At 30.4% G+C, this 16,612-nt stretch carries 17 protein-coding genes and 1 tRNA gene; 16 read left to right on the top strand and 2 right to left on the bottom strand.

The annotated features are described in order from the left end of the window. Position 1 precedes the first annotated feature (1 nt). The 5 genes from sdhB to ACM6UH_RS09325 all read left to right on the top strand — a co-directional run bounded on the left by sdhB (position 2) and on the right by ACM6UH_RS09325 (position 3,297). Positions 2-823 carry a succinate dehydrogenase iron-sulfur subunit gene (sdhB, locus tag ACM6UH_RS09345; protein WP_002483630.1) on the top strand — a complete coding sequence of 274 codons (822 nt, stop codon included), beginning with the start codon at positions 2-4 and terminating at the stop codon, positions 821-823. Between the two features lie 209 nt (positions 824-1,032). Continuing rightward, the gene (gene racE / locus ACM6UH_RS09340; RefSeq protein ID WP_047503109.1) at positions 1,033-1,842 is read left to right on the top strand and encodes a glutamate racemase; all 810 of its coding nucleotides are present in this window, start codon (positions 1,033-1,035) and stop codon (positions 1,840-1,842) included. A gap of 2 nt (positions 1,843-1,844) precedes the next feature. Next, positions 1,845-2,429, top strand: a complete 585-nt coding sequence (locus ACM6UH_RS09335; protein ID WP_011303379.1) for an XTP/dITP diphosphatase — start codon at positions 1,845-1,847, stop codon at positions 2,427-2,429. Continuing rightward, positions 2,426-2,935 carry a YfcE family phosphodiesterase gene (locus ACM6UH_RS09330; protein WP_048787032.1) on the top strand — a complete coding sequence of 170 codons (510 nt, stop codon included), beginning with the start codon at positions 2,426-2,428 and terminating at the stop codon, positions 2,933-2,935. Before ACM6UH_RS09335 ends, ACM6UH_RS09330 begins: the two co-directional genes overlap by 4 nt. 288 nt (positions 2,936-3,223) lie before the next feature. Beyond that, positions 3,224-3,297: transfer RNA gene (locus ACM6UH_RS09325), tRNA-Arg, on the top strand. Between the two features lie 132 nt (positions 3,298-3,429). On the opposite strand, the gene ACM6UH_RS09320 is transcribed toward ACM6UH_RS09325, so the two are convergent. Then, positions 3,430-4,473: a tyrosine-type recombinase/integrase gene (locus ACM6UH_RS09320; RefSeq protein WP_069793620.1), complete on the bottom strand. Its 1,044-nt coding sequence runs from the start codon at positions 4,471-4,473 to the stop codon at positions 3,430-3,432. Positions 4,474-5,090: 617 nt separating this feature from the next. On the opposite strand from ACM6UH_RS09320, the gene ACM6UH_RS09315 reads away from it, so the two are divergent. The 9 genes from ACM6UH_RS09315 to ACM6UH_RS09275 all read left to right on the top strand — a co-directional run bounded on the left by ACM6UH_RS09315 (position 5,091) and on the right by ACM6UH_RS09275 (position 11,839). After that, positions 5,091-5,339: a GlsB/YeaQ/YmgE family stress response membrane protein gene (locus tag ACM6UH_RS09315; RefSeq protein WP_047503483.1), complete on the top strand. Its 249-nt coding sequence runs from the start codon at positions 5,091-5,093 to the stop codon at positions 5,337-5,339. 95 nt (positions 5,340-5,434) lie between these two features. Beyond that, entirely contained in the window at positions 5,435-5,626 is a 192-nt protein-coding gene (locus ACM6UH_RS09310) for a hypothetical protein (RefSeq protein ID WP_011303347.1), read from the top strand. Positions 5,627-5,635: 9 nt separating this feature from the next. Then, on the top strand, positions 5,636-6,046 hold the full coding sequence (locus ACM6UH_RS09305) for a YolD-like family protein (protein ID WP_048787298.1): 411 nt from the start codon (positions 5,636-5,638) through the stop codon (positions 6,044-6,046). A gap of 313 nt (positions 6,047-6,359) precedes the next feature. After that, on the top strand, positions 6,360-6,551 hold the full coding sequence (locus ACM6UH_RS09300) for a hypothetical protein (RefSeq protein ID WP_011303345.1): 192 nt from the start codon (positions 6,360-6,362) through the stop codon (positions 6,549-6,551). A gap of 539 nt (positions 6,552-7,090) precedes the next feature. Then, positions 7,091-7,198 (top strand): putative holin-like toxin, encoded by a 108-nt coding sequence (locus tag ACM6UH_RS09295; protein ID WP_011303344.1) that lies wholly within the window; start codon positions 7,091-7,093, stop codon positions 7,196-7,198. Between the two features lie 83 nt (positions 7,199-7,281). Beyond that, positions 7,282-7,965: a helix-turn-helix domain-containing protein gene (locus tag ACM6UH_RS09290; protein ID WP_011303343.1), complete on the top strand. Its 684-nt coding sequence runs from the start codon at positions 7,282-7,284 to the stop codon at positions 7,963-7,965. Further along, a complete protein-coding gene (locus ACM6UH_RS09285) occupies positions 7,926-8,834 on the top strand; it encodes an IS3 family transposase (RefSeq protein WP_080983406.1) in 909 nt (302 codons plus the stop codon). The genes ACM6UH_RS09290 and ACM6UH_RS09285 overlap by 40 nt, the downstream gene beginning before the upstream one ends. A 140-nt stretch (positions 8,835-8,974) precedes the next feature. Beyond that, positions 8,975-9,289 (top strand): ArsR/SmtB family transcription factor, encoded by a 315-nt coding sequence (locus ACM6UH_RS09280; RefSeq protein WP_011303341.1) that lies wholly within the window; start codon positions 8,975-8,977, stop codon positions 9,287-9,289. Positions 9,290-9,307: 18 nt separating this feature from the next. Next, complete coding sequence (locus ACM6UH_RS09275) at positions 9,308-11,839, top strand: heavy metal translocating P-type ATPase (RefSeq protein WP_011303340.1); 2,532 nt, start codon at positions 9,308-9,310, stop codon at positions 11,837-11,839. 558 nt (positions 11,840-12,397) lie between these two features. Here the strand turns inward: ACM6UH_RS09275 and ACM6UH_RS09270 are convergent. Then, positions 12,398-13,021 (bottom strand): LysE family translocator, encoded by a 624-nt coding sequence (locus ACM6UH_RS09270; protein ID WP_011303339.1) that lies wholly within the window; start codon positions 13,019-13,021, stop codon positions 12,398-12,400. 380 nt (positions 13,022-13,401) lie between these two features. Here ACM6UH_RS09270 and ACM6UH_RS09265 point away from each other — a divergent pair, with 380 nt between their 5' ends. After that, complete coding sequence (locus ACM6UH_RS09265; protein ID WP_231097698.1) at positions 13,402-13,656, top strand: ATP/GTP-binding protein; 255 nt, start codon at positions 13,402-13,404, stop codon at positions 13,654-13,656. 525 nt (positions 13,657-14,181) lie between these two features. Next, entirely contained in the window at positions 14,182-16,065 is a 1,884-nt protein-coding gene (locus ACM6UH_RS09260) for a glycosyltransferase family 2 protein (protein ID WP_048787297.1), read from the top strand. The last annotated feature ends 547 nt before the right edge of the window (positions 16,066-16,612 follow it).

The following is a 16,612-nucleotide window of genomic DNA, read 5'->3' as shown; positions in this document are numbered from 1 at the left end:
TATGGCAGATACTCAAGAAGTACATGATGCTCCTGAACAAAACGAACAAAATCAACAACCTAGCCAAAAAACAATTAAATTAATTATTAAACGTCAAGATACGGATCAATCAACACCTTATATGGAAGAATTTGAAATTCCATATAGAGAAAATCTTAACGTGATTGCATGTTTAATGGAAATTAGACGTAATCCAGTTAATAGTAAAGGTGAGAAAACAACACCTGTCATTTGGGATATGAACTGTTTAGAAGAAGTATGTGGTGCATGTTCTATGGTTATCAATGGTCAAGCAAGACAGTCTTGTTCTGCGATTGTTGACCAATTGGAACAACCAATTAAATTAGAGCCAATGAGCACGTTCCCAGTCATTCGTGATTTACAAGTTGATCGTACTAGAATGTTTGATAACTTGAAACGTATGAAAGCTTGGGTACCAATTGACGGTACGTATGATTTGGGACCAGGCCCTCGTATGCCAGAGAAAAAACGACAAACAGCATATGAATTATCTAAATGTATGACATGTGGTGTTTGTTTGGAAGTTTGCCCTAACGTTACTAAGAAAAATGACTTTGTTGGTGCGCAAGCAATTTCTCAAGTTAGATTGTTTAACTTGCATCCAACAGGATCAATGACTAAAGATGAACGACTTGAAGCACTAATGGGTGGTGGCGGTTTACAAGCATGTGGTAATTCACAAAACTGTGTAAATGCTTGTCCTAAAGGTATTCCTTTAACAACTTCTATCGCTGCTTTAAATAGAGAAACATCATTCCATATGTTCAAATCATTCTTTGGTTCAGATCACCAAGTACAATAAAAGCTCAAATTAAATAAATAGGACTTAGCATTTGTTTAGTACAAATGCTAGGTCTTTTTTTATAAAATAAAGTACGATAAGTTATATATTTTGTTTAGTAAAGGATACATACTAAAAATTATTAATAAATGACAGTGTTGTTAAATGATAATAAAAACAGGTCTATGCTACAATAAAGTAGAAGACGATAAGTAAGGATGTAATTGAATATGGAAAAACCAATTGGTGTAATTGATTCAGGTGTTGGCGGTCTAACAGTCGCAAAGGAAATTATGCGTCAACTACCAAATGAAACAATATATTATTTAGGCGACATTGAACGTTGTCCATACGGATCTAGAGAAGGATCTGAAGTAAGACAATTTACTACTGAATTAGCACAAAAGTTAATGACCTTTGACATAAAAATGCTAGTCATTGCTTGCAATACTGCAACAGCCGTTGCACTCAACCATTTACAAAATATTTTACCGATTCCAGTGATAGGTGTCATTGAACCGGGCGCACGTACAGCGATTATGACAACAAAAAATAATGATGTTTTAATTTTAGGAACAGAAGGTACAATTAAATCAGAAGCATATAGACATCATATTAAGGCAATTAACCCGAACGTTGAAGTGACAGGTATAGCATGTCCAAGTTTCGCACCTATGGTAGAACAAATGCGTTATAAAGACCCAACCATTACTAGTATTATTATTCATCAAAATTTAAAACACTGGCGAAATAGCAATGCAGATACAGTTATTCTGGGTTGCACACACTATCCATTGCTTTACCAACCTATTAATGATTATTTTGGTGGAGAGAAAACAGTGATTTCTTCTGGGCTAGAAACTGCTCGTGAAGTCAGTGCTTTACTAACATTTAGTAATGAACATGCTGGTTATCAACGTCAACCTAAACATCGTTTTTTCGTGACTGGTGAAACGGAATATATAGAACGAATCATAACAGAATGGTTAAATATAAGTGCTACCGTTGAAAAAATAGACTTAAAAGAACAGGAGGCATAACAATGGAAGATATTGTAATTGCATCGACGAACAAAGGTAAAATTAACGATTTTAAAGTTATATTTCCAGATTTTAATGTTATAGGTATAGCTGAAATTATAGAAGATTTCGATGTTGAAGAAACGGGAGATACATTTGAAGCAAATGCTAAATTGAAATCAGAAGCTGCTGCAAAAGCATTGAATAAACGTGTGATTGCTGACGATAGTGGACTTGAAGTATTTGCTTTAGATGGAGAACCAGGCGTTTATTCTGCGCGTTATGCTGGTACTGATAAAGACGACGATGCCAATATCGATAAATTATTAACCCAGCTTGGTGATGAAACAGACAGAAGCGCACAGTTTGTATGTGTGATTAGTATGAGTACGCCAGGCGAGGAAACTGTACAATTTAAAGGTACCGTACAAGGTGAGATTACATTGAGTAAAATAGGTGAACATGGCTTTGGCTATGACCCGATTTTTTACTTAGATGATAAAAACAAAACGATGGCACAGCTTTCTGCAGAAGAAAAAAGTGAAGTCAGTCATAGAGGTAAAGCAATAGAAAAATTACGACAATATTTAGAAGGTGATGAATCATGACAAAATGGATTATAGTTAGTGATAATCACACAGAGCAAGGTGTGCTTTTTGATGTTATTAATCACCATGATCATATTGATGTTGCAATTCATTTAGGCGATTCAGAATTTGCATATGATGATAGTGAACTAAGTCGTTTTTATAGAGTTAAAGGAAATACAGATTTTTATCCTGAATTTCCTAATGAAGAGACTATAGAAATAGACGGTATTAAAGCCTTTTATACGCATGGTCATCTTTATAATGTGAATCGTTCACGCATGCAACTTGCAGAACAGGCTAAATCGTTAGGCTGTCAATTTGCTTTTTACGGTCATACACACGTGGCTAAACATGAAAATATCGCTGGCGTACATGTAATTAATCCAGGAAGTATATCACAATCGAGAAGTAATATTGAAGAAACGTATGCAGAATTAGTTATTGATGAACAAAGTAAGGAAGTAGTACTGAATTTTTATAATCGTGATCATAAGGTCATTGATAGTGAAACTTTTGAAATCTAATCGTTAAATACATACGATGGTTATGTTAATACGAAAATTTGCTTTCAATATGCAGAAGTAAGAAATCAAATATACACGTATTTGATTTCTTATAGTGCTGCTTTATGATAATCATTGATCAGTAAAAGCAAATGAGATAACTTAGTTTTTAATTAGAATTTTAAAATATATTTAGAAAAGATGATAAAAAGTCCATTAAAGTGAAAAATCATATTTATTTTTAGCGCTTAGAGTATTGCTTTATAGCACTAAGTTAGATATAATTATTTTTGTGTTCAAAAACAATATGTCCTGGTAGCTCAGCTGGATAGAGCAATGGCCTTCTAAGCCATCGGTCGGGGGTTCGAATCCCTCCCAGGACACTAATAGCGTTGAATAGCGCACATTCCAAACTTAGAAACCCCGTTGTTACGGGGTTTCTTTTATTTTGTCTACAATGCGATACAATAGAAAACAAAATTTTATGGCACTGGCATGGCACCGAGAACATATTTTTACATTGCTGATAAAATTTCAATTGCTTTGTTATTTTCTTCAAGATATTTTTCTTCCAATAAATGGGAATAGATTTCAGTGGTAACAGAAATATTTTTATGGCCAAGCCTTTTTGAAATATAATAAATCGATACATCATTTGCGAGGAGATAAGAGCAATGCGTATGTCTTAATGCATGTGAAGTAATCTGTTTGATACCATGTAACTTACAGGTCTGTTTTAGTTGCTTGTTAACAGCGTTAATAGTAAGTGTAGTACTAAAAGAATTAAATAGTAATCCTTTGGTATTTAGTTTGAGTTTTTCAATCATACTAGTAATGTGTCTCATATCATCTTTAGCTATTGTTAAAGTACGAGGTGATACATCATTTTTACGTTCATCTATAAATAATTCATTTTTTACTTGGTTAATGTATTCATACTTCATATTTAAAACACCACTTATTCGACAGCCTGTACAAATCATTATAAATAGGGCGAGGGATGAACGATTATTTTGTGATTTGAAATATTGTTTAAGTGTTTCATATTCTACTAGGTTAATAAACTTACTTTGTTCATCTTTTGGAGGGTTAGACCCTTTAAATGTGACCTTATAAGTAATATTTTTAGGTAGTAATCCTTCATAAACAGCATCATCTAAAGATGATCTGATATATCCATTTAGTTTTCTTATTGTTTCCTTCGAATGTGTTTTAGAAAATTCATTTATAAATTGTTGATACATATTTCGTGTTAATGATTTAAGGCTTGTCTGTGAAAATGAATGATTACCAATATGTTTGATAGCTGCCTTATATGATTTGTAAGTTATAGGTGTAACATTAGGTTGTTTGAATGTTTCGCACCAATTCTTAAAGTAATCATAAAAGGATAAATCATTATCAAGATAAAGCCCTTTAGTTAATTCATTAAACTTTTCATTTCCTGCATATTCAGCTTCACGTTTAGTTTTAAATCCTTTTTTTCTATGGCGTTTGCCTTCATATACAAAGTCATACATCCACTTTTTTAGTTTTTTATCATATTGTTGTGTTTTCATAAGTTGTTCCTCCTAAAAAAGATAAAAATATAAAGGGCAGTAGAGACTGCCCCTTATCACATTAATTATAACTAATGTGGTATAGTGATAGCCAAACTCAAAAAAAGCGGTTCAAAGTTAGACCTATGATGATTATAGGTTCTGAAAAAGATACTTTTCAAACAGATTTCACTGCCTTTCCTATTTCTTCTGTATCTAACAAGGCTAATTTGAATCCAGATTTTGATATAAATATAGGGTGTAACTTTTGTCCTAATTTAAAGCACATAACTTATTCTGATTGTTATGTGCGGGTACATAAACCTACTACTTATAAATTCGAATGATATTTTAAGAGAAAAAGAAAATGATGATATTTGCAAAATTTATCCAGATAAGTACAAAGAGATAAATGATGCTTGGATTAATTTTAATAAAACTCTATTTTAAAACACTCACCAACTGGTGGGTGTTTTTATTTATATGATCGTTGGGTAATATAACATTGTAGTAGTTCCACACCTTCCATTGAAAGTTATATATTAAGTGCAGCCATTAATTTGGTTGCTTTTTTATGTTTGTTTATTTATGTAGTGGGGAATAAAGTTAGGGACATTATTTCAAAAGGAGAGGGTAATATGGGCTTTATACTTATGATAATCGTTGGAGGATTAATAGGATGGCTTGCAGGAGCTATTCTAGGTAAAGATATTCCAGGTGGAATTATTGGTAATATCATTGCCGGCTTAATTGGTTCTGCAATTGGAAGTAAACTGTTGGGCACATGGGGACCAGTTTTAGGCGGAGTGCCTATTCTACCAGCTTTAGTTGGTGCTATCATTTTAATATTTATAGTTTCATTTATTATGAAAGCAATTAGAAAGTAACCATAGAGAAAAATAACCACCCTGATAATTTTGGGAGGTTATTTTTTTATTTACATATGCGAACAAGTGTTCTATTATATTCATGAGGTGATTATATGAAACCTAATTTAGATTGGAGTAAAAATTTTCAAGAATTTCAAGAAATATTAAATTCTGGAATTAATCCAGAGTGGTTATATAATGCTAAAGCGAATATGGTTTTAAACCCAGCTTATACTGGTGAAGGCAAGCAATTTTTCTTTACTAAGGACATTATAGAAGCTAGTAAAACTATTCCATTTTTTTGAGGTGATAATATGAAAATAATAAATCCTAACGCACCAGATGAATATAAATACGAAACTGATTATCGTAATATACCGAGAGAATATCTTAATTCACATATACCAGAAAGTAGAGGCATCGTTAAGTGGCAAGCCTTCAAGACACTCCCCGAACAATACGAGCAACTAGAACAATACATACAAGATCAAAATAAGATTGATAGACCGATATTAGACGACGATCAATTGAATGACCTTAATAACACATTAATTTTCAAAATGTATAATGACCCATCAATTGAATTGCGTTACTTCGAAACTGGTTATATTAAAACAAAAGTAGGTTATATTCATAAAGTAGACGTGCATACTAAAACACTACACATGTATGAAGATACTGGAATGAGTGTGTTGAATTTAAAAGATATTGTGGAGATAAAATAAGGGAGCTATTATGGAAACACATCAGTCCGCCCGAGCATATCGTTGAGTAGTTATTATTGTTATTAAAGTTGACATAGATTTTTTTAATTACTCTTATTATTGTATATTAAAATTAGCTAGTGAAAAACTAGCGCAATTCACCTTTTGTAAAATGATATATTTTTAACAGTCTGCCCCCACAGGCTGTTATTTTTATGTAAATTTACTTAACATAAATTTTTTCACAAAAAATAAATAATATATAATGATTTTAGCTAGCGGAAACTAGCTATCTTAACCTTCCACTATTTAAATAAAAACGAGCGTGATAATTATGAGTGAATACAAACAGGTAATCAAAAAACTAATTGAAAGCGAGATAACTGGTTATCAAATATATAAGAACACACTTATAAATCAAGCTATAATTTCTACTTTAAGAAACGGGAAACGTGATTTAGACAATCTATCATTAAAGAATGCAGAAAAACTATACCAATATGGAAAAGCCCACCTAAGTGAATAGGTGGGTATTTTTTAGGGCAAAAAAAGATAGATTATTTAAAAAAGTGCAGACGCTCATAGAAATATAACATTTTAAAAGTCTTTTAAAACAGTAATTCCACAAGTCCTTTTAAACATCAATATACAATCGTAAAAGTAATAACAAGAATCTGTCAAGGTGTTTAAAATTGCACAATAATAGATTTAGTAACGTTAAAGATAACGAACTAGTTTCTACCATTAAAATGTAAGAAATATATAATCAATATTTTTATGGCACTGGCATGGCACTAAAACGCTACAAACACTGATAATAAGGGCTGTATAGCAGCCCTCCCAGGACACTAAAAGAATAAATTACATATTATTCAATTAAGAATCTTGCGCTTGCAAGGTTCTTTTTTTATAGAATTAATGTAAGCGGGATAGTAAGCGAAATGGAAAGATTTGAAGAAAGCAGATTAAGGTGAGTAAGTTGGATAGATGGTGGCTAATCTCAGTATAAAGTGAGGTGATGCTTATGAAAGTACCGACAAAATCTTTAGAAAGGAGACGCCTTGTTTGGTTTCAATTGTAGAAGTGCCGTACTTAATGTTAGGTTTCGGTACATTCATCGTTACCTTGTTAGGTATAGCAATCACAATTGTTAAATCAAGCCATAAAAAATAACCATCCCAACTTTTGATACACTCCCCTAAAAGTAGACACTTTAAATATAAAAAGTGAACTATAATTAGGGGAGTGTATTTTTTATGACTACAAATAAGATGCCTTTAGAAAAGCGTATTAAAATAGTTGAAGATATAGTTGATGGAAATATATCTAGATATAGTACAGCAAAAAATAATGGAGTTTCTAGCGCTACATTACAAGAATGGGTAAGAAGATATAAAGCTTATGGTGTAGATGGATTAAAACCTTTTAGTAAAAGAAATAAATACTCTGCAGAGATTAAAGCAATAGCTATAGAAGATGTGTTAGAAAGGAATATTCCACTGTATAAAGTTGTTAACAAGTATAATATTAGCTCTATATCAGTTTTAAAATTGTGGTTAAGAAATTATAAAAAGGGAAAATCTAACAAGCACACAGGGAAAGGGTTTTCCACTATGAATAAATCAAGAAAAACAACTTTATCTGAACGTATTGAAATTACTGAAAATGTCATAGCTAAAAATTATAACTATCAAGAGGCTTCCGTGGAATATGGTGTTTCCTACCATCAAATATACCATTGGGTGAAGAGCTATAAAAAGAATGGTATAGATGGATTAAAAGATAAACGTGGAAAAAATAAAAAACAAGAATTATCTGAAATAGAACTAATAAAATTAGAAAATAAAAAACTAAAAACAAGAATAGAATACTTAGAAATGGATAAAGCAATCGTAAAAAAGTGGCAAGAGTTCAAGTATCGAAACAATCATTTTCATTAGGTCATAAAGAACATTTATATCAAATGATATTTGAGCTCAACAGAGAACAAAATTACAGTATTAAAATGTTATGCGAGCGTCTAGAAGTCAGCCGTAGTGGTTATTATAAATGGTGTAATAAAGAAATTTCTAATAATGAAAAACGCTCTAAATTAATTGCAAAAGAAATTAAGTGTATATTTAAGAACTCTAAAGAAACCTTCGGTGTAGTAAGGATACATTACGCTTTAAAAAGAGAGTGCAATTTAAATGTTAATATAAAATGTATTAGAAGAATTATGCGAATTTTAGGTTTACAAGCACAAATCAGAAAAAAACGTCCTAATTGGACTAGAATCAAACCACATTTCACAGCTGAAAATATATTGAATAGAAATTTTGAAGCCAATAAACCAAATCAAAAATGGTTTACAGATATTAGTTACTTAAATTATGGAAAAGGTCAAAAAGCTTATATTAGCGCTATAATTGATAGGTATGATTTAAGTATAATTGCTTATAAAGTGAGTAAGCGTAATGATTTAAAATTGGTTATGGACATATTGAAATTAGCCTTACAAAATAATGATGCATCTAATACAGTTTTACATAGTGACAGAGGTTTTCAATACACTTCTAAACATTACAAGAACTATTTAGATACACATAACGTAAAAATTAGTATGTCAAAAGTAGGAAGTTGTTTAGATAATCAACCGATAGAAGCTTTTTGGGGTACGTTAAAATCAGAATATTACTATAGAAATCAATTCAGCACATATGAAGATCTTGAAACAGGCATCAGTGAATATATTAATTATTATATGAATAAAAGATATGTTCCAAAATTTGATGGACTAACACCAAATGAATATAGGAACGTATCTTAAGAAAGAATAATTACAGACTAACTAATAAAATTAATTAGGACAAACGAAATTCTAATTAACATTATAAAAAGGATTGAATAACATATTATCAAATGGTAATATGTTATTTATATTAGTTTTAGGTAATATGAGGTGATTAAATGCATGATATTGAGTTAAAAGCACATTTTATACATGGTCTTTCTAATAAAGTACGTTTGATGATATTAGAGCTACTTAAATCGAAAGAAATGACTGTCAATGAGATTGTTAAACAATCTCAAATAAGTCAATCTAGTATTTCTCAACATTTATCTTGTCTCAAAGGGTGTGGTTTGGTTAATTCTAGACAAGAAGGTAAATACGTTTATTACCAAATAAAAAACAATCAAATTTTAGAACTGCTTAAACTTATTGATTCTGTAGTTGAAAATACTGAAGATGATATTCAAAGTTGCCAGTATCATACTATATAACGAAAGAAGATGACTTAAATGAGTACTAATTGCTGTAATAATAAAGCTGAATCTAATACTTGTTGTACAAGTAACTCAGTTAACGAAAATAAGTGTTGTAGTAATGAGCCTAAGGTAGCAAATCAAAATGACGAATGCTGTACAAATAACGGTGAAAGCATCGATTCAACTCATAACATTTCATGTAATGCTATGAGTAATAGTTCTGAAGAAGACGATGAAGTAGCCACCCCATTTTCAAATTATAATTTTAAAGTAACAGGTATGGATTGTAGTTCATGTGCAATAACCATTGAAAAAGCGTTAAGACCTTTAGACGATGTAACTAATCCTAAAGTTAATTTTTCTACAAGTAAATTAAGCGTTGGACTAAAATCTCAAAGTAGTATTAATCAAGTGACTCAAACACTAAAAAAATTGGGTTATGGTATCGAAGAAAATGATAGCAATCAAAACTATACAATATTTTCAATAGAAGGTATGGATTGTGGTAGTTGTGCTAAAAGTATTGAAAAACATTTGAACAATTTACCCTATGTAAATGACACACAAGTTAGTTTTTCAACTGGAAAAATGCAGATTGATTTTGAAGGCAATCAAACTAAAAATATTGAAAAAGAAGTTTCTAAAATCGGTTATTCTGCTACATTACAATCCAGTAATAAAAATAATAATACAAAGTGGCGTTTGTTTAGTAAGCCTATTATATCAACACTATTTCTTATCCTTGGTATTGTTTCATCTATGGTATCACTACCCATTTGGATAACTAATTTGATGTATATCATAGCTATTGTAGTCAGTGGTATAAAACCCTTAAAAAGTGCCTATTATGCTATTAAATCTAAGAGTTTAGATATGAATGTTTTAATGTCTGTAGCTGTTATTGGTGCCATATTAATTGGTGAGTTTTTTGAAGGCGCAATCGTCGTTTTACTATTTACTATTGGCACTTTATTACAAACTATTTCTATAGATAAAACAAGAAATTCTATTCAATCGTTAATGGATATTACACCAGCAGAAGCAAACGTTGTAACAGAGACGGGGATAATTTCAAAAAACTTAAAAGATATTAGTATTGGAGAAATTTTACTTGTAAAACCAGGCGATCGAGTACCACTAGATGGTACGATTATAGAAGGATATTCAAGTTTAAATCAGGCACCTATAACTGGTGAATCTATTCCTGTAGACAAAACGATAAATGAAGAAGCTTATGCAGGTTCTATTAATGAAAACGGGACTTTAAAAATACGTGTTTCAAGATTAGTTAAAGATACCACACTGTCTAAAATCATTCATATGGTTGAAGAAGCACAAGAAAACAAAGCACCTACACAAGCTTTTATCGACCGGTTTTCTGAAATTTATACACCCATTGTATTCATATTAGCATTATTAGTAATGGTAATCCCTCCTATTTTTTCTTTAGGAACATGGGGAGAATGGTTTTATAAAGGACTTGAACTACTTGTCATAGCATGTCCGTGTGCACTAGTTATTTCGACTCCTGTAGCTATTGTTACTGGGATTGGTAGCGCAGCAAAAAAAGGTGTACTTATCAAAGGTGGCAACCATTTGGAAGCTTTAGGTACACTTTCAGCTTTAGCTTTTGATAAAACTGGAACGCTGACTGAAGGACGCCCAAAAGTTTCAGAAATTAAAACAATCGAATCTGACAAAGAAATGTTTTTGAATATTGCGCTAAGTTTAGAATCATACTCAACGCATCCAATTAGCAATGCAATTGTTGATTATGTTTCACAATTTAAATCTATAACATACGATGTTACTGATTTTGAAAATATTGTTGGACGAGGTATTAAAGGTAAAATTGACCATAATAATATTTATGCAGGAAACATAAAGTTAATCGAATCTATAAATGAAAATATTGTAAATTATAAAGAAGAAATATATTCATATGAGCAACAAGGATATACAGTTATTATTATTGCAACAGCAGATAAAATCCATGGTTTTATTACTGTTGAAGACCCATTAAGGTCGGATATTAAGCAAACATTACAACAATTAAATGGAAGTAATATTAAAAATACTATAATGCTTACAGGTGATAATAAAGGAACTGCACATAAAATAGCGCAACTTTCAGGTATCAAAGAGGTTTATGCTGAGTTAATGCCTGAAGATAAATTATCAGCTATCAAAGATTTACAAAGCAAAGGCTATCGTGTAGGAATGATTGGTGATGGTATCAATGATGCCCCTGCTTTAGCACAAAGCGAAGTTGGTATTGCAATGGGCGGTATTGGTTCAGATACTGCAATGGAAACAGCAGATGTTGTATTAATGTCAGATAATGTACATCAACTAACAGACACTATCACTATTAGTAACAAAGCTAAGAATATAATTAAACAAAATATATATTTCTCTATTATTATTAAAATGATTGCTTTTATCTTAGTATTCCCTGGGTTACTAACACTTTGGTTAGCCGTATTCAGCGACACTGGCGCAGCGATATTAGTTATACTAAATTCATTGCGCTTATTAAGAACTAAGAAAAACAATTTATTATAAGTTTGTCCAACAGTTTGAATGAAATAATATTAACTAATACAAAAGCTAGAACAGCATTTACTGTTCTAGCTTTTGTATTTACTTCTATATTAAGTGAAATTATTATAAAAATAAAAGATACGTTCTGTAATTTCACAAATTATTGCCAAACTCTGGAACGTATCTAAATAATTAATTTTATATTTAAGGTGTCTACCTTGACGGTAGTGGTTTATTTGGCAGGTTGATGGTTATTTTTTAACTATAAATTTCAGGAACCGTCTTTTTAACGGACTCAATTGGGCGATACACTTATGTGTGTTGCCCTTTTTTCAACATACAAATTAAAACAACACAAAATATCAACAAATTATATAAGCAAGCAGTTTTATAATATTTTAGTAATTCATTGAACACATAAATCATAGTGTGGTCATATATATGAAAATACTTAGTGGACAATCTACTATGAGTTTTTAAATTGTTTATAAGTTAAGCTATTTTGACTCTAAGACATTTATTTATATATAAGACTCGCAATAACCAAAAAGTAATTAACAAAAACGATATTGTAATCATTTAATGTTTTGTAGTTAATATCTTGAGGGATAATGCAATTAAAGTTGTACTAACGATATAATCGAAACACATTTTAACCTTAGGTTTTTCAAAGATGATTTTTATGTAATTAAAGACCAAAGTACATAAACTAAACCATGTGATTACAGTTATTATAAATAGGATTGAAAATATTGCTACTTGGATACTTTGGTTACTTTGATGGTTTATAAATTGAGGTAATATACTAATATAAAATAGAATTGCTTTTGGATTTAAAATCATAGTGATGAATCCTTGTTTATATGACTTAAATAAATCGGGTTTTTCTGTATTTAAGCCATCTGATTTATCATACTCAAATTTGTGCGCATTCAGTATGTTTTTCAAACCAAGATAAATAATGTAGGCTGCACCTAATATTTTGATTAATAAAAATATAGTTTGTGAACTTACGAGTATAAAAATAAGCCCAAGTGTTGCTAATGTAGCGTAAATTAAATGGGCACTGGCGATACCTAATGTTGTGGAAATACCGCTTTTAATGCCACCATGTGTACTGTTTTTTATAACTGCAAAAAAACTAGGCCCCGGTACAATAAGTATGAGTAATGACATAATAATAAAGTTAATCCAATGATTCATATGAAATTCCCCCTTATATTGAATTTTAGAAATGAGTTACACCTTGTTTTCATGTTAATTTAATAATATGCAAAATCAAATAAATTAACAACTCATTCAAATAAATAGTTAGCTGTTTTTTAAATTGCGAAAATGGGCGAAATGGTTGGTTGGAAATAGTAAGGACAGAGAAACAATAAAAAATATTCAAAGGCTCTACGTTCTAATAAACGTAAAATATACAGATTTAGTGTTTGGCTATTGTTTCCATTACAGTGATATTTAGTATCATATTCTACAAAATGATTCACAATATATGCTTAATCGTATATGCTTAACGTTACTTACCACTCATATCATAATGTCTATAACTTTCAACATAGTTAAATGGAGGTAGAACGATGGATAAGGTAATGGTTGTTGGGTCTTTTGGATCAGGAAAATCAACGTTTTCACGTCAATTATCAAAGATACTTAAAGTCCCTGTTTATCATTTAGATATGTATTTTTGGAAACCAAATTGGCAGATGATGCGTTATGACGAACAAATTAAGATACATAAGCAATTGATTCAAAATAATAAATGGATAATTGATGGCAATGATTCATCGCTATTTGATGAAAAAATTAATGAAGCAGATACAATCATTTTATAGATTTACCTAGAGTCGTTTGTTTTTACAGAGTGTTTAAAAGATATATTGCAAATATAGGAAAAACACGTATAGATATGAGAGAAAGTTGTGAAGAAAGGTTAACTTTCACATTCTTAAAATATATTTGGCGCTATCCAATTGATAGAAAACCGCAAGTGCTAGAAAAAATTAAAATGCAAAGTAACCATAAACATGTATTTGTATTGAAGGGTCAAAAGCAAATTCGAAATTTTTCGAGGAATTGTTAATTTATATGACGCAATATGATTAAAATTCGAGATTTTTCATCTTATACTTAGAAGGTTGAAATATTGATTTTTCTATTAAATATATTCCTATAATATATTTAATGATTATAAGTGTAGTATATGGTTATTGTATGTTAACGTAAGATAAGACTTTCTCAAAAATTAATTTTTAAGTATTCAATTATATCTACAACTTAGATTATAAAAGTGTTAGAAAACATTTAGCATTAACATATATAAGTATCAAACAGAATTTATTTAAAAGGGGATTCATGCAATGAAGAAATTGCTATCTATCATAGTACCTGTATACAACAAAGAGTTATTTTTAGAATCATGTGTAGAGTCTATTAATAATTTAAATATAAATAAAGAAGCCATTGAAGCAATTTTTGTAGATGATTGTTCTAGTGATCAGTCTTTAGAAATAATAGAAGAATTTGTGGCTAAATACAATTTTATTAAATTGATTAAATTAAATGAAAATACAGGGAGCCCTTCGGAACCTAGAAATGTAGGGATAAACAATGCGCAAGGTGAGTATATTACGTTTTTGGATGCCGATGATTGGTTAGACGCAGAAGGATTGCCAACATTATTAAATCAAGCAGTGGATCATCATTCAGATGTCGCATTTGGTCAAAGTGTTAAACATACTGAAAAAGCAATTAAGAAATTAGGTAGATTTAGCTCGTATAAAGTCGCCAATCATTTAGTTCCTTATGAAATTGAACGTATATTTAGAGCTGTAGGTCCACCTGGAAAAATCATAAAACGTCAAATTATTTTAGATAATAATATAAAATTCAAACATATGAAGTATGGAGAAGATAAGTTATTTTTTATAGATGCGATCTCAAGATGTCAAACGGCGTCGATGAATCCGAGTCCGGTATATCATGTTAACCGTTATTCTTATAACCAATCTTTAGTCGGCGAAACGAGCATTATTGAGAAAACACAATTAAACTTATCTGTTTTAGAAGAAGTACTAAAATTAGATATTCCTGAAAACGCTGAATATCAAGCGATTAGTAGAATTATTGAAATGGATTTTATGTCGCGTTTATTTAATAACAAGCGATTTTTAAATGCTGAAGATAAGCAAGCGTTTTATGATTTGTTTAATCAGATGGAGCGCACGCTAGAAACTCATGGTAAAAATTTAGAATACTATTTATTGAATGATAAATTTAGAAATATCTATCACTTTTTAAAACATGAGTCATATCAGGAATTATGTGATTTCATAAAATTGGTTATACAAGGTGGAAACGCTAAAAAGTATGTTAAAGATAACCAAATATATTTTTTAATGTCTGATAATTTAACAGAAGCGTTACCTATCAAAGAACCTCTTTTCGCAGTTTATGAAGGCACACACTTTATCGATAATGAAATGAAAGAGGTCGTTCGTTTATATAAAGATGATAATAAGGTAATTAACAAGGTTGTACTGACTGAACTTAATAATGAAATCAATACAATAGATGTAGAATTTGAGGAAAAAAATCAATATATTTATTTTAGGACTGATGATTTGAAGCAATGTGATTTTGATTTCAATATTAGTATTATTTACGATGGTTATAAATTCGTAAACGTCAATATGAACTTACCCAATGCAAATACTACTATAAATCTTAAAAGACAAGGATTTAAAGCAGAATTCATATCAACAATAAAACCGAAGTCCAAAAAAGTGGACGATAGTAAATATTTAACATATAACCCTAAAGCGATTTCTCTTGTGAAACAAGCCAAACTGTATGATGATGTTGAATTTAAACAACCTGCTCAAATGACCATTGAAATGGGGGAATTAATAAATATTAAAGCATTGGTATATACGCGAAACGGGACACCAAGACTTCAGACAGAAAAAGGTCACTATTTAACTGCAAATAAGCAATTTATTCAAGCAGTTAATAAATCGAAACAAGCCCAATATATTTATAATCAACCTAGAAGCGTTAACATCTTGAAAAAATGTAAGGAATACTCAAACAGAAAATTCGATGGAGAAGCAGTGAATGTATTATCTGTTAGCGATCATGTAGACATTCAAAAAATTGTACTATCACCTAAGGGGACGCCAAGACTCAAAACTTTTAAAGATACATTTATCACTGCTAATCGTGATTTTGTAGAGGAAAGTTAAGATCCAAGAGATTTAAATTTGGTCCATAAAACGAAAAGTAAAAAAACTAAAGCGAGCGACAGAAATCGAATGGTCCAATAACGATTTCATAGTTCCATCTAGCCATTCACTAACTGGCTAAAAAGACTAAGACATTTTTTATGTGCTTAGTCTTTTTTTGTAAATAATGATAAATCTCTAAAATACATTGCTGTCGATGTGCTTATACTGCATTGATTAGCGCATGGCATTTTATTATGCCCTCTATTTATCATACTTTTTAAATTAGCATCCATTTTGCGGTTAGATCATGAAAGTAATAATCAATTACATAATGATATTCAATTTCATACTTTAAAATACTAAACAAACTCAAAAGAAATATTCTGTTCACTTAATTGTGCGATATTAAATTGTGCATAATACAGTTAGGCATGCGAAACTGTTTTGAATTTGAGATAAAAGGACAGTTAAAGCCAATTTATGACTAAGTAAGAAAAATCGACAATTAAATCACGTCATATCTTATAGTATATATATCGAACGATAGCTAGACGAAATAAGATTT

The organism is Staphylococcus sp. LKG4-2 (genome assembly GCF_050955665.1).
Classification (GTDB): domain Bacteria; phylum Bacillota; class Bacilli; order Staphylococcales; family Staphylococcaceae; genus Staphylococcus; species Staphylococcus saprophyticus.
Note: the sequence above shows the minus strand (reverse complement) of the source record. Positions and strands in the feature narration are given on the sequence as shown.

Coding starts and splice junctions, on each gene's coding strand:
- sdhB (WP_002483630.1), top strand. CDS start 2: ATGGCAGATACTCAAGAAGTACATGATGCTCCTGAACAAAACGAACAA.
- racE (WP_047503109.1), top strand. CDS start 1,033: ATGGAAAAACCAATTGGTGTAATTGATTCAGGTGTTGGCGGTCTAACA.
- ACM6UH_RS09335 (WP_011303379.1), top strand. CDS start 1,845: ATGGAAGATATTGTAATTGCATCGACGAACAAAGGTAAAATTAACGAT.
- ACM6UH_RS09330 (WP_048787032.1), top strand. CDS start 2,426: ATGACAAAATGGATTATAGTTAGTGATAATCACACAGAGCAAGGTGTG.
- ACM6UH_RS09320 (WP_069793620.1), bottom strand. CDS start 4,473: ATGAAAACACAACAATATGATAAAAAACTAAAAAAGTGGATGTATGAC.
- ACM6UH_RS09315 (WP_047503483.1), top strand. CDS start 5,091: ATGGGCTTTATACTTATGATAATCGTTGGAGGATTAATAGGATGGCTT.
- ACM6UH_RS09310 (WP_011303347.1), top strand. CDS start 5,435: ATGAAACCTAATTTAGATTGGAGTAAAAATTTTCAAGAATTTCAAGAA.
- ACM6UH_RS09305 (WP_048787298.1), top strand. CDS start 5,636: ATGAAAATAATAAATCCTAACGCACCAGATGAATATAAATACGAAACT.
- ACM6UH_RS09300 (WP_011303345.1), top strand. CDS start 6,360: ATGAGTGAATACAAACAGGTAATCAAAAAACTAATTGAAAGCGAGATA.
- ACM6UH_RS09290 (WP_011303343.1), top strand. CDS start 7,282: ATGACTACAAATAAGATGCCTTTAGAAAAGCGTATTAAAATAGTTGAA.
- ACM6UH_RS09280 (WP_011303341.1), top strand. CDS start 8,975: ATGCATGATATTGAGTTAAAAGCACATTTTATACATGGTCTTTCTAAT.
- ACM6UH_RS09275 (WP_011303340.1), top strand. CDS start 9,308: ATGAGTACTAATTGCTGTAATAATAAAGCTGAATCTAATACTTGTTGT.
- ACM6UH_RS09270 (WP_011303339.1), bottom strand. CDS start 13,021: ATGAATCATTGGATTAACTTTATTATTATGTCATTACTCATACTTATT.
- ACM6UH_RS09265 (WP_231097698.1), top strand. CDS start 13,402: ATGGATAAGGTAATGGTTGTTGGGTCTTTTGGATCAGGAAAATCAACG.
- ACM6UH_RS09260 (WP_048787297.1), top strand. CDS start 14,182: ATGAAGAAATTGCTATCTATCATAGTACCTGTATACAACAAAGAGTTA.